The sequence below is a fragment of the Candidatus Levibacter sp. Uisw_134_01 genome, assembly GCF_047717795.1.
GTDB lineage: Bacteria > Pseudomonadota > Alphaproteobacteria > Puniceispirillales > Marisalimonadaceae > Marisalimonas.
The window spans coordinates 1739640-1756151 of the sequence record NZ_CP159808.1 but is presented as its reverse complement, the minus strand read 5'-3'; the positions used below and the strand labels follow the sequence as shown (position 1 = coordinate 1756151).

Annotated in this window: 16 protein-coding genes; 7 read left to right on the top strand and 9 right to left on the bottom strand. The window is 31.7% G+C overall.

Annotated features, from left to right (window positions below):
* Positions 1-3: 3 nt before the first annotated feature.
* Complete coding sequence (locus ABXT66_RS08990; RefSeq protein WP_443643167.1) at positions 4-831, bottom strand: pseudouridine synthase; 828 nt, start codon at positions 829-831, stop codon at positions 4-6.
* 62 nt (positions 832-893) lie between these two features.
* Between ABXT66_RS08990 and ABXT66_RS08985 the strand changes: the two genes are divergently transcribed.
* Positions 894-1352, top strand: a complete 459-nt coding sequence (locus ABXT66_RS08985) for a nucleoside deaminase (protein WP_443643166.1) — start codon at positions 894-896, stop codon at positions 1350-1352.
* Here the strand turns inward: ABXT66_RS08985 and purD are convergent.
* A complete protein-coding gene (purD, locus tag ABXT66_RS08980; protein WP_443643165.1) occupies positions 1349-2611 on the bottom strand; it encodes a phosphoribosylamine--glycine ligase in 1263 nt (420 codons plus the stop codon). The genes ABXT66_RS08985 and purD overlap by 4 nt on opposite strands.
* Positions 2612-2697: 86 nt before the next feature.
* On the opposite strand from purD, the gene xseA reads away from it, so the two are divergent.
* Positions 2698-4035: an exodeoxyribonuclease VII large subunit gene (gene xseA, locus ABXT66_RS08975; protein WP_443643164.1), complete on the top strand. Its 1338-nt coding sequence runs from the start codon at positions 2698-2700 to the stop codon at positions 4033-4035.
* Positions 4036-4053: 18 nt separating this feature from the next.
* Here xseA and ABXT66_RS08970 read toward each other — a convergent pair whose 3' ends face one another.
* The 4 genes from ABXT66_RS08970 to ABXT66_RS08955 are packed head-to-tail and all read right to left on the bottom strand — an operon-like array spanning position 4054 to position 7947.
* Positions 4054-4941 (bottom strand): lysophospholipid acyltransferase family protein, encoded by an 888-nt coding sequence (locus tag ABXT66_RS08970; protein WP_443643163.1) that lies wholly within the window; start codon positions 4939-4941, stop codon positions 4054-4056.
* Complete coding sequence (lpxK, locus tag ABXT66_RS08965) at positions 4934-5926, bottom strand: tetraacyldisaccharide 4'-kinase (RefSeq protein ID WP_443643162.1); 993 nt, start codon at positions 5924-5926, stop codon at positions 4934-4936. The genes ABXT66_RS08970 and lpxK overlap by 8 nt, the downstream gene beginning before the upstream one ends.
* Positions 5919-7247: a 3-deoxy-D-manno-octulosonic acid transferase gene (locus ABXT66_RS08960; protein ID WP_443643161.1), complete on the bottom strand. Its 1329-nt coding sequence runs from the start codon at positions 7245-7247 to the stop codon at positions 5919-5921. The genes lpxK and ABXT66_RS08960 overlap by 8 nt, the downstream gene beginning before the upstream one ends.
* A 28-nt stretch (positions 7248-7275) precedes the next feature.
* On the bottom strand, positions 7276-7947 hold the full coding sequence (locus ABXT66_RS08955) for a lysophospholipid acyltransferase family protein (RefSeq protein ID WP_443643160.1): 672 nt from the start codon (positions 7945-7947) through the stop codon (positions 7276-7278).
* 143 nt (positions 7948-8090) lie between these two features.
* Here ABXT66_RS08955 and ABXT66_RS08950 point away from each other — a divergent pair, with 143 nt between their 5' ends.
* Positions 8091-9842 carry an ABC transporter ATP-binding protein gene (locus ABXT66_RS08950; RefSeq protein ID WP_443644734.1) on the top strand — a complete coding sequence of 584 codons (1752 nt, stop codon included), beginning with the start codon at positions 8091-8093 and terminating at the stop codon, positions 9840-9842.
* A gap of 4 nt (positions 9843-9846) precedes the next feature.
* Here the strand turns inward: ABXT66_RS08950 and ABXT66_RS08945 are convergent, their stop codons facing one another.
* Together ABXT66_RS08945 and ABXT66_RS08940 are read right to left on the bottom strand one after the other, a co-directional pair.
* Positions 9847-10509, bottom strand: coding sequence for a phosphatase domain-containing protein (locus ABXT66_RS08945; RefSeq protein WP_443643159.1), 663 nt, complete (start codon positions 10507-10509; stop codon positions 9847-9849).
* Positions 10510-11871, bottom strand: coding sequence for a TldD/PmbA family protein (locus ABXT66_RS08940; protein ID WP_443643158.1), 1362 nt, complete (start codon positions 11869-11871; stop codon positions 10510-10512). It lies immediately after the preceding gene.
* A gap of 103 nt (positions 11872-11974) precedes the next feature.
* Between ABXT66_RS08940 and argC the strand changes: the two genes are divergently transcribed.
* Together argC and ABXT66_RS08930 are read left to right on the top strand one after the other, a co-directional pair.
* Positions 11975-12919 carry an N-acetyl-gamma-glutamyl-phosphate reductase gene (gene argC, locus ABXT66_RS08935; RefSeq protein WP_443643157.1) on the top strand — a complete coding sequence of 315 codons (945 nt, stop codon included), beginning with the start codon at positions 11975-11977 and terminating at the stop codon, positions 12917-12919.
* 15 nt (positions 12920-12934) lie between these two features.
* Entirely contained in the window at positions 12935-13708 is a 774-nt protein-coding gene (locus tag ABXT66_RS08930; RefSeq protein ID WP_443643156.1) for a hypothetical protein, read from the top strand.
* A gap of 11 nt (positions 13709-13719) precedes the next feature.
* On the opposite strand, the gene ABXT66_RS08925 is transcribed toward ABXT66_RS08930, so the two are convergent.
* Positions 13720-13917 carry a diguanylate cyclase gene (locus ABXT66_RS08925; protein ID WP_443643155.1) on the bottom strand — a complete coding sequence of 66 codons (198 nt, stop codon included), beginning with the start codon at positions 13915-13917 and terminating at the stop codon, positions 13720-13722.
* A gap of 222 nt (positions 13918-14139) precedes the next feature.
* Here ABXT66_RS08925 and ABXT66_RS08920 point away from each other — a divergent pair, with 222 nt between their 5' ends.
* Together ABXT66_RS08920 and crtI are read left to right on the top strand one after the other, a co-directional pair.
* Entirely contained in the window at positions 14140-14907 is a 768-nt protein-coding gene (locus ABXT66_RS08920) for a bacteriorhodopsin-like (protein WP_443643154.1), read from the top strand.
* A 99-nt stretch (positions 14908-15006) separates the two neighbouring features.
* Entirely contained in the window at positions 15007-16500 is a 1494-nt protein-coding gene (gene crtI / locus ABXT66_RS08915; RefSeq protein ID WP_443643153.1) for a phytoene desaturase family protein, read from the top strand.
* Positions 16501-16512 lie beyond the last annotated feature (12 nt).

The window sequence follows — 16512 nt, the reverse complement described above, 5'->3', positions numbered from 1 at the left end:
CTTTTATATTTTTTTTTGTTTTATTTTTTTTAGTTTTGATAACCCTAATTGGTCGTTCAACACTCTACTTTTTATTTCTTCTAGTTCACCAGCAGACAAATTTTTAAGATTAAAAGGGCCAAAAGAAATTCTTATTAGACGGTTAACATTATAGCCAAGATAGTTCATAACCTTTCTTACTTCTCTATTTTTACCTTCTCGAAAACTTAAAGTAAGCCAGGCGTTACTTCCTTGCTGTCTATCTAATGTGGCATCTATTCTGCCGTATTTAATCCCGTCAACTGTTATCCCATTTTTCAGAGGCTCTAAATCTTTTGCCAACACATAACCGTGAACTCTAACTCTGTATTTACGCAACCAACCAGTTAAGGGTAACTCTAGCTTTCTTGCCAAGTCACCATCATTAGTAAGTAATAAAAGTCCTTCTGAGTCCATGTCTAAACGACCCACTGAAATTAGTCGCGTGTCTATTTTACTTTTTAGATCTTCAAAGATTGTTAATCTACCTTCAGGATCATGATTAGTAACTAAATGCCCTCTTTGTTTGTGATACAGCCATAATTTTGTAATGGTCTGAGATGGTAAGGGCTGACCATTTACTTCAATGATATCTTTTGAAGTTACATTAACTCCACATTCAGTTAAAACTCTGTTATTAAGTTTAACTTGTCCATTTACAATCCATCGTTCAGCCTCTCTTCTAGAACAAAGTCCAGCTCTAGCAATTACCTTGGCTATTCTTTCCGAATTGGTCCTTAAATTTTCTGGCATTGGATTTTCTTTATTTTGTTCAGAAAATTCAGAATTATTTTTTTTAAAAGATGTTTTCATAGTTTTGTATTATAGCTTTTAATAATTATTAGCAATATTTCTAAGGATTAAGGGTTAAATTAATGTCTTATCAAATTGATTATATGAGAATTGCTATAGAAGAAGCTATGAAAGCTAAAAATAAACAAGAGGTTCCAGTTGGTGCTGTAATAATTGACGATAAGGGAGAGGTAATTGCAAAAGCACATAATTTAGTAGAACTTAATAATAACTCAACTTGTCATGCTGAAAAATTAGTAATTGAAAAAGTCCTTCACATCACTGGAAATAGATTTTTAAATACTTACGATCTTTGGGTAACGTTAGAGCCATGTATAATGTGCGCAGGTATTATAAAACAAACTAGAATAAGAAGATTATATTTTGGTGCAGAGGATAAAAAAGGAGGTGCCATAGAAAATGGCCCTCAAGTTCTTAAAAAAGATGAAGCTAATGGGTCTATAGAAATTTATTCTGGTTTTTTACAAGATGAATCGGAACTGTTATTGAAAGATTTTTTTAGTAAGTTAAGATCTAACTAAAGTTTACCAATATCCTTTCTGTAAAAACCTTTTTCCCAATTTATATCTTCAATGGTTTTATAAGCTTTATCTCTACATTCTTTTACGTTTTGCCCAATAGCAGTAACTGATAAAACTCTACCACCATTAGATATGAGTTTTTTTTCATTATTTTCAGAGGTTCCAGAATGAAAGATTGATATATTTGTCTCTTGATCATATTTATTGAGTAGCGGTAGTTCACTACCTTTTTTAAAATCTCCTGGATAACCTTGGCTGGCTAGTACAACTGTAATTGCAGTATTGTCAAACAGATCAATTTTCATGCCGTTGAGTTTTTTGTCGACTGTATTTTTAACAATCTCGACTAAATCTGTTTCTAGTCTAGGAAGAACAACTTGAGTTTCAGGGTCTCCAAACCTACAATTAAACTCAATGACTTTAGGTCCATCTTTGGTAAGCATTATGCCTGCGTATAAAATTCCTTCATAAACAATGCCATCTGACTTCATTCCATTAATGGTTGGGATTATAATTTTATTAAAAATCTCTTGATTTAAACTGTCATTCAGTGCAGGCGCGGGAGATATAGCGCCCATTCCTCCCGTATTCGGCCCTTGATCATTATCATATGCTCTTTTATGATCTTGAGCTGTACCTAAGATTATTGCAGTATCCCCGTCAGATACTGCAAATATACTTGCCTCAATACCTGTTATTCTTTCTTCAATTAAAATAGATTTACCAGCATCTCCAAACTTATTATTTTCTAACATTTGAGTAGATGCGTATATAGCCTCTTCTACTGTATCACAAACAACAACTCCTTTGCCTGCAGCAAGACCATCTGCTTTTACAACACAGTATCCATTCAATAGCTCTATTTGGTCTTTTGCAGTTTTTATATCATTACAATATATAAAATCAGGTTGTGGAATATTATTCCTTTTACAGAAATTTCTAGAAAAGGTTTTGGATCCTTCTAATTGAGCTGCTTTAGCAGATGGACCAAAAGCTTTAATTCCTATTTCAGACAACTTATCTTTTAATCCGAGAACTAGAGGTATTTCGGGTCCAATAAAAACGAGGTCTATATTGTTATCTTTAGCCAGTTTGCATTGTCCTTCTATATCATCCACTGATATGGGATAACATTCTGCAAATTTTTTAATACCTGGGTTTCCAGGTGCCACAATAAGATTTTTTGTTAATGGAGATTTAGATAAGTAATGAGCTATCGCATGTTCTCTGCCACCGCCACCAACTACTAAAATATTCATAAAATTATATACTCCAAAATGCTTTAGATTTTTTACAATATGCCATAGTATCAATTTATGACAAATATAAATTTTAATGATTTTTAATGGAAAATAATTCAAATAATCCAGTTTATTCTGTTGGTGAATTTTCTCATGTAATTAAAAAATTAGTTGAAACTAATTTTAGTTATATACGGATTAGAGGTGAAATTTCACGACCTTCATTTCCAAGTTCTGGTCATGTTTATTTCACACTTAAAGATACAGAAGGAACAATTGCTGCCATCATATGGAAGTACACGATGCCTAGGCTGTCGATCAGGCCCGAAGAAGGTATTGAAGTAATATGCACTGGTAAGATTACGACTTTTGCAGGACAGTCAAAATATCAAATTATTGTAGATAATATGGAAATTGCAGGCGAAGGTGCTCTCCTTAAAATGCTTGAAGATAGAAGAAAGAAACTTCTTGCTGAAGGCTTGTTTAAACAAGAATATAAAAAACCAATTCCTTATCTGCCAGCAAGAATAGGTGTAATAACCAGTCCTTCAGGGGCTGTAATAAGAGATATTTTACACAGATTATCAGATAGGTTCCCCTCTCATGTTTATTTGTGGCCTGTTGCCGTCCAGGGTGATGGATCAGCAAAACAAATTGCCAATGCTATCGACAAATTCAATGAACTCACTGATAAAACAAATATTAAAAAACCAGACTTACTTATTGTGGCAAGAGGAGGCGGCAGCCTTGAAGACCTGTGGTCTTTCAATGAGGAGATTGTAGTTAGATCAGTGTTTAATAGTTCTATTCCTGTCATCTCAGCTGTAGGACATGAGACAGACACTACGTTAATAGATTTTGTATCCGATTTGAGAGCTCCGACACCTACAGGAGCGGCAGAAAAATCAGTGCCAGTAAGAGATGAATTACTTGCGAGAATCAATGAACTAAAGCTAAGACTAAATACCTCATATACAAATAAAATTAAAAACAACAAAGATCAGTTAAATAGTTTAATAAAACTTCTAGGAAAACCTGATCAAATCTTTGATAATAAAAATCAAAAGCTAGATTTTATTTATAAAGATATAGAAAGTTTATTTAACGCAATATTTGTTGAAAACATAAATAGAGTTAACCAATATGCTCAAAGACTTACTCCTCCAAAAATTTTGATTAACAACTTAGACGCTAAAGTAAAGCTTCTGGAAACAAAATTCATAAATTATTTAGAAAATATTGTTTCAAAAAAAGAGGCTAAATTAAATTCTCTTAATCAGCTTTTAGAGGCTTCAAGCTTTAATAGGGTTTTAGAGCGAGGATTTTCTCTAGTAATGGATAACGAAGGAAAACCAATTAAGCTCAGTAGTGAAGCACCTAAAAATGCTAGAGTTAGGATAAAGTTTTCTGATCAAATAAGATCAGGACAATTAGACTTGTAATTTCTAGTCTCTTTTGAGTTATTTCCCCCAACGCCTATGCGCCCATAGCCATTGTTCTGGCTTATCTATAATCCATTCTTCTATTCGAGAAGAAATTAATCTTGTAATTTCATATGTTGCTTTTTCTTTGTCTAAATTCGTAGGAATATTTAGTTTATCCTCTACCGTCATTTTAAACCTAATTCCATTAAATCGCTCGATTCTTACCATATAAATTGGAGTGTTCCATTTCAAAGCCATGATTGCGGCGGCTTGTGGAGTAGGAGTTTCTACGCCAAAAAAGGAAACATTAATACCTTCTCTTAGTAATTGATCGCCAGTTAAGCCTACAATTTCTCCAGCTTTGATTTTGCTAGCCATTCCAATTGCAGCAAGACGTCCTTTCCTATAAAAATCTGCATTAGCGTCTTTATTTCTATGAATTTGTATTTTATTTAATATCCAATTATTAATTGGTCTAAATACATAACCAGCTCTTCTTCCAGCTAGATCTCCAACTCTTAGTAAAAATTCCCAATTGCCCATATGTGCTCCTACTAAAATAGCAGGGCCAGTTTTAATTTTTTCTAAGCCATCTGTTTCTAAAACTCCTAATTTTATCATTTTGTTTATATGAGGCATTTCACCAATTGTTTGGCCGAGCATAAACCAATGTCTAAATACCAGTTTGTTAATTTCTTTAGATGATTTTTTAGGAAAGGCTATGCACATATGTCTTTTCACACGGTTATTATATGAGGTGAACGGTGCAATTAGATACATTAAAGTACCACATAGATAGGAAGATAATTTATAAGGTAAAATTTTAAGTATTAAAAATAAAGGAATAGCAATCAGCGCTGCAATGGGATCATGAATATATCTATCAAAGTGTTTTTTAAGTTTAAAACTGATGGGGTCAGTCATTTATTTTTTCCTTTAAAAATGATTTAAATTTATTACCATCAGCCTCACTAAAATTAATTTCAATTGGTAGAACGCTTATTTCATTTTCTTTATCATCAATCTTAACATAGTCTTTTTCAGTCGTAATTAGTTTTAAGTTTCTATTATCAGCATCCTCTCTTAATGTGTTTATATCTTTGTTTTTATATTCATAGTGGTCTGGAAAAGATTTGGTTAATACAATATTAAAATTATTTTTTTTAAGTGTATTAAAAAACTTTATAGGGTTACCTAATGCACAAAATGCTAAAAAATTATTTTGTTTTGTTTTAAAGTTGTTTTTTATTTCTAATTTAGTATCAAAATTTTGAATGTTATTAATAAAATTGAGATTTATATCTTTGATATCGCCATCACCTGTAAAAATTATTGCATCAATTTTCTTTAAACCTTGAGTAATTGTCTGTCTTAATGGGCCTGCAGGTATACAATATCCATTCCCAAATAATAATTTTTTATCTATTAATAGTAATTTGATATCTTGTTCTAATTGATAGTTCTGAAGTCCGTCATCCATTATGATCATATCATAGTTCTTTTTTAGGTTTTCAATATATTTAGCTCCTATACATCTGTTTGATGATACAATTGTTGTGCCTACTTTGCTTAACAATAAGGCTTCATCTCCTACATCTTTGTGGTTATGTGACTTATTTACTAGGATTGGACCCTTTGTAAGACCTCTGTACCCTCTCGTTAAAAATACAGGTTTATAACCCAGGATTTCTAATATTTTATATGTTTGTATTGAAAAGGGTGTTTTTCCTGTTCCACCAATACTTAAGTTACCTATACAAATTACTTTTAGATGAGATTTATATCTTTTTGCAAAATTTTTCTTAATTAACGAAAGTAGGATCCAGATAATAGAAAAAGGAATCAATAAAAGGGTTTTGAATCTAGAAATTACATCTTTTTTATACCAAAATTCTGGTGTATTAATCATTATACAAGAGCTTTTTTTTATCATTTTTATGAAGTAATTTTAATAAATATACGCTTGCTTCATCCGCGCGTTGTTGAGCATAACCGGAGGCAATTAGGCTGTTTTTGCCCATATCCTCAATACGTTCTGGATTACTTAATAGTTCAAAGATACTATCAGTAAAATTTTTATTCATGTTGATATTCTTTTCAATCTGGATAGCACCACCTGACCATACAAGATCCTTGATTTGCGCATTACATTTTTCTGTGTGAGGTCCCATTATCACTGCTTTACCAAATTGTGATGCTTCAGATGGACTATGGCCTCCAGCAGGAACCATAGAACCTGCGACATAAACAAGATCTGCTATTTCAATTAAAGAGCCCATTTCACCCATCGTATCAGCAAGATAGAAAACATCATTTTTAGATGGAAACTCTCCTTTACTTCTAGACTTTATATCAAAACCTGCAGCTTTGATTCTATTTTGAATAGATAAACTTCTCTTAATATGACGGGGGGCAATTATAATTAATACGTCATCTTTAGCATTTTTTCTTAAAAAATCTGCTAACTTAATCATTAATTCCTCTTCACCAGGATGGGTGGATGACGCAAGTAATATTTTCTTTTTTGATAGATCCTTTTTCAAATTAAAAATATAATTTTTGTTTATGGGCGGTTTATCTGCAATTGATTTCAAGCTTGTAAGGCTTCTTACGTTCTTCGCGCCTAGTTTTTTAAAAAGAGCTTCTTGCTTTGGGTCAACAGCTAGAACATGATCCACTTTGCCAAAAACTTTTCTTGCTAAAAAATACCCTAACCCTGTCCAAAAACGTGCCGATTTGTCAGACATTTGAGAGGATGCTAGAATAGTAGGAATTTTTGTGTTTGACGTTAAGTATATTAAATTAGGCCAAAAATCAGATTCCAAAAAGACTGCCATACTAGGTTTCCAGTGTTTTAGGAATTTAGAAACAAATTCCGGATGATCATAAGGGTGATACTGGTGAATAGCAGGCAGACCTTTTTTGATTTTATCTTTGATTAGTTTTGCAGCTGATAAAGTGTTAGTTGTTAATAAAAAAAACTCATTATTATTTTCACCAAAACCATTTTTTTTCATTGAGTTTGCTAATGCTAATGCAGCAACTGACTCTCCTACACTGGTTCCATGTAACCATATCAGAGTCCCTTTGGGTCTAATTTTATTTGAAATCCCATATCTTTCATTAATCCTGTGAACGTCTTCTTTACCTTTTTTAACACGTCTTTTTAAATAGGGTTCTAATATTAACTTAACAAATCCCCATATTGAATTGTAGATGGTAAGTGACATGTATTTCTCTTTTAAAGCCTAAATAATTTTAACTTAATTCTTGATTAACCAACTTTGTAAGACGTTTAAGTTCAAGTTCAAGTTTTTGTTTGCTCATCGCTAATTCATTTTCGTTAATCTTTTTTTTAATGTAAATGGGTTTTCCAAAACTATATACCCCTTTTGAAAATGGCATAGGTATAACAAAATTATCCCATGAATTTATTATTTTAAATTTTTTAGTAGACCAAACAAGTGGGATTATGGGTGAATTTGTTATTTGAGCTAATTTTATTATTCCATCTTTTACTTTTTCTTTAGGACCTTTAGGGCCATCAGGAGTAATAGCAACACTTTCGCCTAATTGTATGCATTTAACCATTTGTCTGAATGCTTGCATTCCGCCCCTATTAGATGATCCTAAAATAACGTTCATCCCAAGAAATTTAAAAGCTGTTGAGGTGATCATGCCGTCAGAATGACTGGATTGAAGGGCATTAATTTTTCTGTTTCTTGGTAAAATATGAGGTCCTAAAAATAATCTATTATGCCAACAGCAAAAAATCATTTTTTGATTATTATTAAATATATTAGATTTTTCACTCTCTATTAGATATTTCCATCTTATAGAGCGATGTACAAAACTAGTAAGTGAATAAAACACAAAACCTATGAACTTCTGGCCAAATTTAGTTTTGCTAAAATATTTTATCACACTCATCTTCTAATCCAAAAGTTACTAATATATTTAAAGGTGAATTTAAATTAAAATTACATAAAACAAAATAACTATCTATACACTTTATTAATATAATAAGTTAATATCGTATTTTATTATGGCTGATTGAGGCGGGAGAAAGTTAAATAATTACAAATATAAATAAAAATGTAATTAAAAGTTTTTGGTTTGATTTTGTCTTTAAGTATACTTTTGACATATTCTTCGCTTTTTTATTATTGGTTTTAGTTGCTATCACGGCATCTATTTATCCATATTTAATACAGCTTGTTTTTGATGGTTTATTAGACAGTGGAAATAATGATTGGATAACATTACCTCTTGTTATTGCTTTGGTTGCAATTATTAGAGGTGTAGCCATGTTTTTTCAAATTAAACAAGTATCAAAAATATCATTATCAATTTCTGTAGATATTCAGAAAAATCTTACTAAACATATAATAAGCGCTGACCTTTTAGAGTTAAATAAACTTTCATCTGGTAATCATGTTTCAAGAATAATGAATGATGTGGTTTTGATCAAGGATGGGTTTGAAAGAAGCATTAATAATTTAATTAGAGATACCTTAACAATTATTGCATTAATGTCTTATTTAATATGGTTGGATTGGTTGTTATCTATTTTAGTTTTTGTAATATATCCAATTGCTTTAAATCCCATATTTAAAATAGGAAAAAAACAAAAAATTATAGCAACGACACTGCAAGAACAGATGGAAACAGTTACCTCAACTCTGACTGAAATGTTACAGGGAATAAGAATGGTTAAGTCGTATAATTTAGAAAAAATGGAGATAAAAAGATCAGAGAATGTATTAAACGTACTCTTTAACAAAATGTTCAATCTCGTGATTGGAAGAGCAAAGGTTTTACCTATTTTAGAAGTTCTCGGTGGTGTGGCAGCCGCTTGTGTTATTGGCTTAGCCAGTTATAGGGTATCAATGGGGGAGTTGTCTCCTGGAAGTGTTGTTGGTTATGTCACTGCTCTTCTCATGATAGCACAACCTGCCAGAGCTTTAGGTACATTTAATACTGTGTTACAAGAAGCTTTATCAGCATTAACTCGAATATATAGTCAGTTAAATGTTGCTTCAAAAGTATCTAATTCACATTCAGCAGTTAAATTAAAACTAAATAAAAAAAGCCCTCCAAATATTACATTTAAAAACGTTAATTTTTCTTACACAAATAAAATAAAAGCTTTGGATAATATTAACTTCTTTATTGAAGCGGGTACTAAAGTTGCTTTAGTTGGCCAGAGTGGCGCAGGTAAGTCATCGATTATTAATTTAATATCTAGATTTTATGATCCGCTATCAGGTGAAATTTTTATAAATCAACAAAGTTTAAAAAATATAAACTTAAACTCTCTCAGAGATAATGTTGCATTAGTGAGTCAAGATACAGTCATTTACAATAAAACTTTTTTAGAAAATATAAGATTTGGAAATTTAGACGCTAATGATGATGATATAATTAAAGCTGCAAAAAATGCAGGCATACATGAATTTATTAAGACTACACCCGATAGTTATAATACTCTTTTAGGCGAAGGAGGAAAAAATCTCTCTGGAGGACAAAGACAACGTATATCTATTGCAAGAGCAATTTTAAAAGACGCGCCTATACTATTATTAGATGAGGCTACAAGTGCTCTGGATACTAAAACCGAGGATGAAGTAAATAAAGCTTTAGAAAAACTTACTAAAAATAAAACAACTATTACAGTAGCCCATAAATTATCTAACATCGTAAACTTTGATCAAATAATATTATTTAATAAAGGCAAGATAGTGGAGCTTGGTAAGCATCAAGACCTAGTAAAGAAGTCAAGCTTATATAGAAAGCTCTATAAGCTTAACATTAATAATGTTTAGTTTATCATTCTCTTTTAAGAATATCATCAACCAGTCTATTGACCCACCATATGGATCTAAAGTTTTTCTCCAACATTATTGGATCGTATTTTTTTTTAACCCAATCCATAAACTTTTGTTTAGATTTTTTATATTCAACTCCATATTCTTTGACAAATGAATCTAAAACTCCAGGCTTTGCCCATTTTACGTGTAAATATTTCCATGATAGTTGCTTATTAGCAATTTCAGGCTTTTCTTTTTCATAAATTAACATGTAAAGAGCACACATAATGCCAGCTCTATCAGCACCTGATTTGCAATGTATAAGAGCAGGGTATTCTATTTCATTAAACAATTTTTCTGCATTAAAAATCATTTCTTTTTCAGGAGCTGCTCTAGACCTGGCTCTAAAATCAACTAACCTAATATTATATTTTTTACATGCCTCGTTTTCTAATAACCAACCACCGTCTTTCCTTACCCCTCTTAAATTAACTATAGTTTTTATACCAATTTCACTATATTTTTTAATTCTCATAGGAGTGGGCATATTACTTCTATAAATATTGTGATTAACTTTATGAAAATTATTATAACAAAGCCTTAAGAACCCATGATCTTTGATAAGCATATCAAACCATGCAGAAAATCTATTGAAACTATTATCATCAACTTGTTTTTTCAATTAACTATTTCCTGCAATAGTCATCCCTTCAATCAATAGGGTTGGGCTATTCATAGAATGCGAAAAGTCTAAGTCGTTTGCAGGCTGAAGTGTCATAAACATTTCTTTAAGATTACCTGCAATAGTGGCTTCAGTTATCGGCATTGATAATTTTCCATTTTTTATCCAAAACCCACTAGCTCCACGACTATAATCGCCAGTAATCATAGAAACACTACTACCTATCATATCTGTAACATAAAAGCCGTTACTGACACCTTTAATCAAGTTTTCAGGGGTTATCTTTCCTGGTAAAATCATAAAGTTACTTGTTCCTGGGGATGGTGGTCCACTTATCCCTCTTTTGGCATTACCAAATGGTTTTAAGTTTAATTGTTTTGCAGACGATAGATCTAATAACCATTGTTGCAAAACGCCATCTTTAATTAATGTATATTTTCTAGAGCCTAAACCTTCTGCATCAAATAACCTTGAGCCAAGACCTCGTTCCAAAAAAGGATCATCAACTATATTGATAGAAGTATTAGCAACTTTTTTATTAAGCATATCTTTTAAAAAACTAGTTTTACGTGCTATAGCTGATCCATTTATTGCAGAAGCAAAATGGCTAGCAATTGATCTAGATACTCTTGGATCAAATATTACTGGGTATTTTCCAGTTACTGGTTTTGTGGCTCCCATTCTAGCAAGTGTTTTATTTGCTGCTTCAAGACCGATTTGTTTTGAGGTCTTTAAATCTTCTCCAAAAACCTTTGAGGAGTAATCATAATCTCTTTCCATTTTACCATTTTTCTCGGCAATAACAACGACTGAAACACTATGGTTTGATTTTTTAGAGCGTCCAAAAAAACCATTGGAAGTCATTAAAAGAGTTTCTCCTTCTCCCCAAGAAGCATCTGCTCCATCACTGTTAGTTATGCCTTTAACACTTAAAGCTGTGTCTTCAACTTCCTTAGCCCTATCTCTAATAATATCTATGTTTGGCTCAACCTTATCATAACTATCGACTGAGAGAGCTTCATTTATAGGAAATTCTTCAAGTATTTCTTGTGATGCTATTAGGCTGAAATCATCTTGTGGAGCAATTTTTGCCATATCGACAGCTCTTCTAGCTACATCTTTAATCGCAGTTTCAGAATTTTCATTTGTTGACACAGAAGCAATTTTATTTCCAACAAATACCCTTAAACCAGTATCAAAATCCTCATATCTTTCTATAGTTTCATCTTTGCCTAATCTTCGAGTTAATGATACCCCTCGACTTCTTGATAAAACACAGTCAGCAGCCGATGCACCACTAGATAAAGCCGTATCTATTAAAATATTCATAACATCTTTGTCGTCGAGTTTATTTGCAGACATATATAGTTCCCAATAAAAAAGAAAAGTGTTAAAAAGACATACTTGATTTATTAATATACTGTTAAACTTGTTGCAATCAATATGAGTAATAAAAAAGGTTAAAATGAAAAAAAATGTTTTTATTGATGGAGAAGTAGGTACCACAGGCCTTCAGGTTCGTGAAAGATTGGCCCAACATCCAAATATAAATATTTTACCTTTAGAGCAATCTAAAAGGAAAGATCTATTATATAAAAAAGAGATGTTGGAAAAGTCAGATGTTACATTTTTATGTTTGCCTGATGAAGGATCAATTGAAACCACTAAAATAGCTGATGATCTTGGATCAAGATCTCCAATAATTATTGACGCTTCAACAGCCCATCGTACGAATTCAAGTTGGTCATATGGGCTTCCTGAGCTCGGTCCTATGTTTAAGAATAAAATTATTGGGTCAAAAAGAATAGCTGTCCCAGGATGTTATGCAACTGGAGCAAACGTAATATTAAAGCCTTTGTTAGAAAATAAATTAATATTGCCTAGTCAACCATTAGTAATTAACGCAATCAGTGGCTACTCTGGTGGTGGAAAAGATCTTATAGCTTATTTTAATGAGAAGGATCATGCGCCTTTTTTCAATTATTCTCTTAAACTTAATCATAAGCATTTGCCAGAAATAAAATACCATAATGATTTAAAGTATAACCCAATATTTATGCCGTCTGTGGGTGACTTTATTCAAGGAATGATTGTATATGTTCCAATTCATTTTAATAGCTTCACCTCTGTAATTGATACTGAAACAATTCAAGCAGTGATGGAAGAATTCTATCTTGAAGCCCAATTTATAAATGTTTTAAAAAAAGACGAGGGTCTTAATAGCAGAGGTCATTTTAGGCCTGATAATCTTGTCAATACTAATTTGTTAGACATTAATATATTTGGAAATAATATTAATCAACAAATCGTAATTTGTTCTAGATTAGACAATTTAGGCAAAGGAGCGTCTGGAGCGGCTGTTCAGTGTATGAATATAGCGCTAGGTTATGATGAAAAAGTTGGATTATAGTTAGTATAATTTATAATGAAAGATTATAATCAAATATATAATGAGGAATTATTTCCTAAATTCTCACCTTATAAAAGAGCAATAAATTACCCATATTTTGCTCCTAATTATCCTTTTTCATTTTATAAAGGTAAATTTGTAAGAGATATTTGTTTTAACCTAGAAAATAGAATTCCAATATTATCAGTTGGCTCCAATAGATCGCCCTATCAGTTGAAAAGAAAATTTTCACTAGATCAGGATATTTGCGTCACTCCAGCAAAGTTATACAACTCAGAAGTTGTATATGCAGCATCAATTTCGGCTTATGGTTCACTGCCAGCAACACAATGGCCAAGCAATGGCACAATTGTTGATCTAAACGTTCTTTGGCTTAAAGAAGAGCAGTTGAACATAATGCATTTAACAGAGGCGGTTGGCATAGCTTATCATTTTGTTAAACTGAAACAGGGTAGTGTGAAGTTAAGAGATTTTGAATATTCAGATGATATATACGGGTATGTATCACTAGCTGGAGTTCTTCCCTTTAATGGAGCTCCTAAGAGGTTGTCAGCAATACATGGTGTCCATAATAAACTAGATAACGTTAACGAATATGAAGCATTATTATTAACAATGAGTATTTTAGAAAACAAAAAACAAAGTTTAACACAATGGTTAATGGAAGTGATAGATAATAAACAATATCGATTTAAGTTGCATGAGAATTTAAAAAAAATAGCCCTTAAACCTCAAAGCCCTAATTGGGAAATTATTGATGTTAAGAGTAAAGGTGATTTAGTTATTTAGTTCTATTAGACTTAATTGCTTATTAGATATGTTCCGCTATGCCATCTAAAAATTAATATGGTTGCAATAATTAAAGTTCCCAAAACGACATAGTTCAATAATCTTTTATTTCTATCTTTTAAAGAAGATCTGTCTATAAATCGTATTGTAAGAAAACAAATTCCACACAAAAGTAGAAACCCTAAGCCACCAAATAATACCGTATCCATTTAAAATACCTTCCTAAAACATAAAAATGATAATTGTTATCATTAAATAAATTGTTTAAAAACAATACCTTAGCATATTAAGTGAAAAAAAAATACATTAAATATACTTTTATTTGTTGATTAACCACAATTTCTTTTTTATTGTCGTGATTAACGCACTAACTATTAGTGTAAATATCTAGCAGTGGCTAGTAAATATGACAATATAAGGGGAGTTTATAAATGTCTTTTAATAAAATTTTAAAATATGCCGTACCGGCAGCTTTTATTTCGTCATTACCATTTCTGGCTAATGCTGCAGATAGTGCAAATTTAAAGTCAGATGATTTTGTTGGAATTAGTTTCTGGTTAATTTCTATGGCGCTTGTTGCCTCAACTGCTTTTTTCTTTATGGAAACACAAAGAGTTTCAGCAAAATGGAAAACTTCACTAACAGTATCTGGTCTAGTTACACTAGTAGCAGCTGTTCACTACTTCTATATGAGAGATGTTTGGGTGGGTACTGGTGAAACACCTACAGTTTACAGATATATTGACTGGTTAATTACTGTTCCGTTATTAATGGTAGAATTCTATATTATTCTAAGAGCTTGTACAGCTGTAGCTGGAGGCGTGTTTTGGAAGTTAATGATAGGTTCATTAGTAATGTTAGTTGGTGGATATTTAGGTGAAGCTGGATATATGAATGCTACACTTGGATTTGTTATAGGAATGGTTGGTTGGATATACATCTTATATGAAATCTTTGCAGGTGAAGCTAGTAAAGCAAGTGAAGAGGCTCCAGAGTCTGTCAGATCAGCTTTCTCAACAATGAGATGGATTGTTACAATCGGTTGGGCAATTTACCCAATAGGTTATTTTATGGGTTATATGGCAGGTGGAGTTGATGAAAATTCACTTAACATTATCTATAACTTAGCTGACGTTCTTAACAAAATTGCATTTGGTGTAATTATTTGGAATGTTGCGGTTACTGAATCAGAAGCATAATATATTAAATTTTATACAAAAAGCCTGCAGTTTATTCTGCAGGCTTTTTTTTGTTTCAAAAACGTAATAGTATAATTACTTCAGTATCAATAAGAAAAAATGAAACACATTATAAAAAATCAAAATCAAATTAAGAGTATTGTAGTTGGTGGTGGCTTTGGAGGTATTGCAACTGCCTTAAGATTAAGAGCTCTTGGCCACCAAGTGACGCTATTAGAAAAGCTAAATTCTTTGGGGGGTAGAGCTCAAGTCTTTAAGAAAAATGGATTTAAACATGATGCTGGACCAACAGTGATAACGGCTCCTTTTTTGTTTGATGAACTTTTTGAATTATTTGGTGAAAAAAGAGAGGATTATGTCGAATTTAAACCATTAGATCCTTGGTACAGGTTTCACTTCCATGATGGTCAAACTTTTGATTATTCACAAACAATTGAAAAGACAAAAATGGAAATGAGAAAATTTTCCATTGAAGATGCTAATAGTTATGAAAAATTATTAAAAGCATCAGAATCTATATTTGACATAGGCTTTACTAAATTAGCTGATAAGCCCTTTAGTTCATTTTTTTTTATGTTAAGACAAATACCAGCTTTATTGAAATTAAAAAGTTACCTAACAGTTGCTCAGCTTGTTAATAAATATATAAAAAACCCAAATTTAAGAGCTGCTTTTTCAATTCACCCACTATTAGTTGGAGGAAATCCATTTTCAACGACTTCAATTTATGCCTTAATTCATTTTCTTGAAAGAAATTGGGGAGTGTATTTTAGTATGGGAGGGACTGGTAAGTTAGTTGCAGAGTTAACTAAATTGTTAAAGCGTTCTGGAGTAGATATTAAATACAATGTAGATATAAAAAGTGCTCTTGAAAAAAATGGTAAAATAGAGAAATTAGAGAGTATGGATGGCGATTTTTTTTCAGCAGACAATATTATTTTTAATGGAGACCCACCTACTTTCTATAGAGAAATACTAAAAACAAAAAATATTAATAAAAGAAAAAAATTTTTACCAGAAAAATTAACTTCTTATTCAATGGGAATGTTCGTTTTATTTTTTGGAACCAAAAAACAATATAGCAATATAGCCCATCATTCAATTTGGTTAGGTAAGAGATTTAAAGGTTTGTTAAAAGATATTTTTGATAACAAAGTTTTAAGTGAAGATTTCTCCTTATATATTCATAGACCAACTGCAACTGATAAAAGTTTTGCGCCTAAAGGCTGCGATAGCTTTTACGTACTATGTCCTGTTCCAAATCTTCAAGGCCACGTTGATTGGAGTAAAGAGGGTATAAAATTACAAAATAGAATAATAGAAGCTCTTGAAAAAACAATTTTGCCTGATCTTAAAAATAACATTTGTGACGATTTTTTTATGACACCTCTGGACTTTAAAAATGATTATCGTTCAACACATGGGGCAGGTTTTTCTATAGCACCTATTTTTTCACAATCTGCTTGGTTTAGGTATCATAATAAAGATCCTCATATAAATAATTTATTTTTTGCTGCAGCGGGAGCGCATCCAGGTGCAGGCGTTCCTGGTGTATTGTCGTCTGCAAAAATTGTAGAGAGCTTAATCAAATAAGTGAGATCTTGT

Bases quoted from the DNA above. Each gene is read 5' to 3' on its own strand.
- ABXT66_RS08970 (WP_443643163.1), bottom strand. From the start codon at position 4,941: ATGACTGACCCCATCAGTTTTAAACTTAAAAAACACTTTGATAGATAT.
- ABXT66_RS08955 (WP_443643160.1), bottom strand. From the start codon at position 7,947: ATGAGTGTGATAAAATATTTTAGCAAAACTAAATTTGGCCAGAAGTTC.
- ABXT66_RS08925 (WP_443643155.1), bottom strand. From the start codon at position 13,917: ATGGATACGGTATTATTTGGTGGCTTAGGGTTTCTACTTTTGTGTGGA.
- crtI (WP_443643153.1), top strand. From the start codon at position 15,007: ATGAAACACATTATAAAAAATCAAAATCAAATTAAGAGTATTGTAGTT.
- ABXT66_RS08985 (WP_443643166.1), top strand. From the start codon at position 894: ATGTCTTATCAAATTGATTATATGAGAATTGCTATAGAAGAAGCTATG.
- ABXT66_RS08960 (WP_443643161.1), bottom strand. From the start codon at position 7,247: ATGTCACTTACCATCTACAATTCAATATGGGGATTTGTTAAGTTAATA.
- ABXT66_RS08940 (WP_443643158.1), bottom strand. From the start codon at position 11,871: ATGTCTGCAAATAAACTCGACGACAAAGATGTTATGAATATTTTAATA.
- ABXT66_RS08990 (WP_443643167.1), bottom strand. From the start codon at position 831: ATGAAAACATCTTTTAAAAAAAATAATTCTGAATTTTCTGAACAAAAT.
- purD (WP_443643165.1), bottom strand. From the start codon at position 2,611: ATGAATATTTTAGTAGTTGGTGGCGGTGGCAGAGAACATGCGATAGCT.
- ABXT66_RS08920 (WP_443643154.1), top strand. From the start codon at position 14,140: ATGTCTTTTAATAAAATTTTAAAATATGCCGTACCGGCAGCTTTTATT.
- argC (WP_443643157.1), top strand. From the start codon at position 11,975: ATGAAAAAAAATGTTTTTATTGATGGAGAAGTAGGTACCACAGGCCTT.
- xseA (WP_443643164.1), top strand. From the start codon at position 2,698: ATGGAAAATAATTCAAATAATCCAGTTTATTCTGTTGGTGAATTTTCT.
- lpxK (WP_443643162.1), bottom strand. From the start codon at position 5,926: ATGATTAATACACCAGAATTTTGGTATAAAAAAGATGTAATTTCTAGA.
- ABXT66_RS08930 (WP_443643156.1), top strand. From the start codon at position 12,935: ATGAAAGATTATAATCAAATATATAATGAGGAATTATTTCCTAAATTC.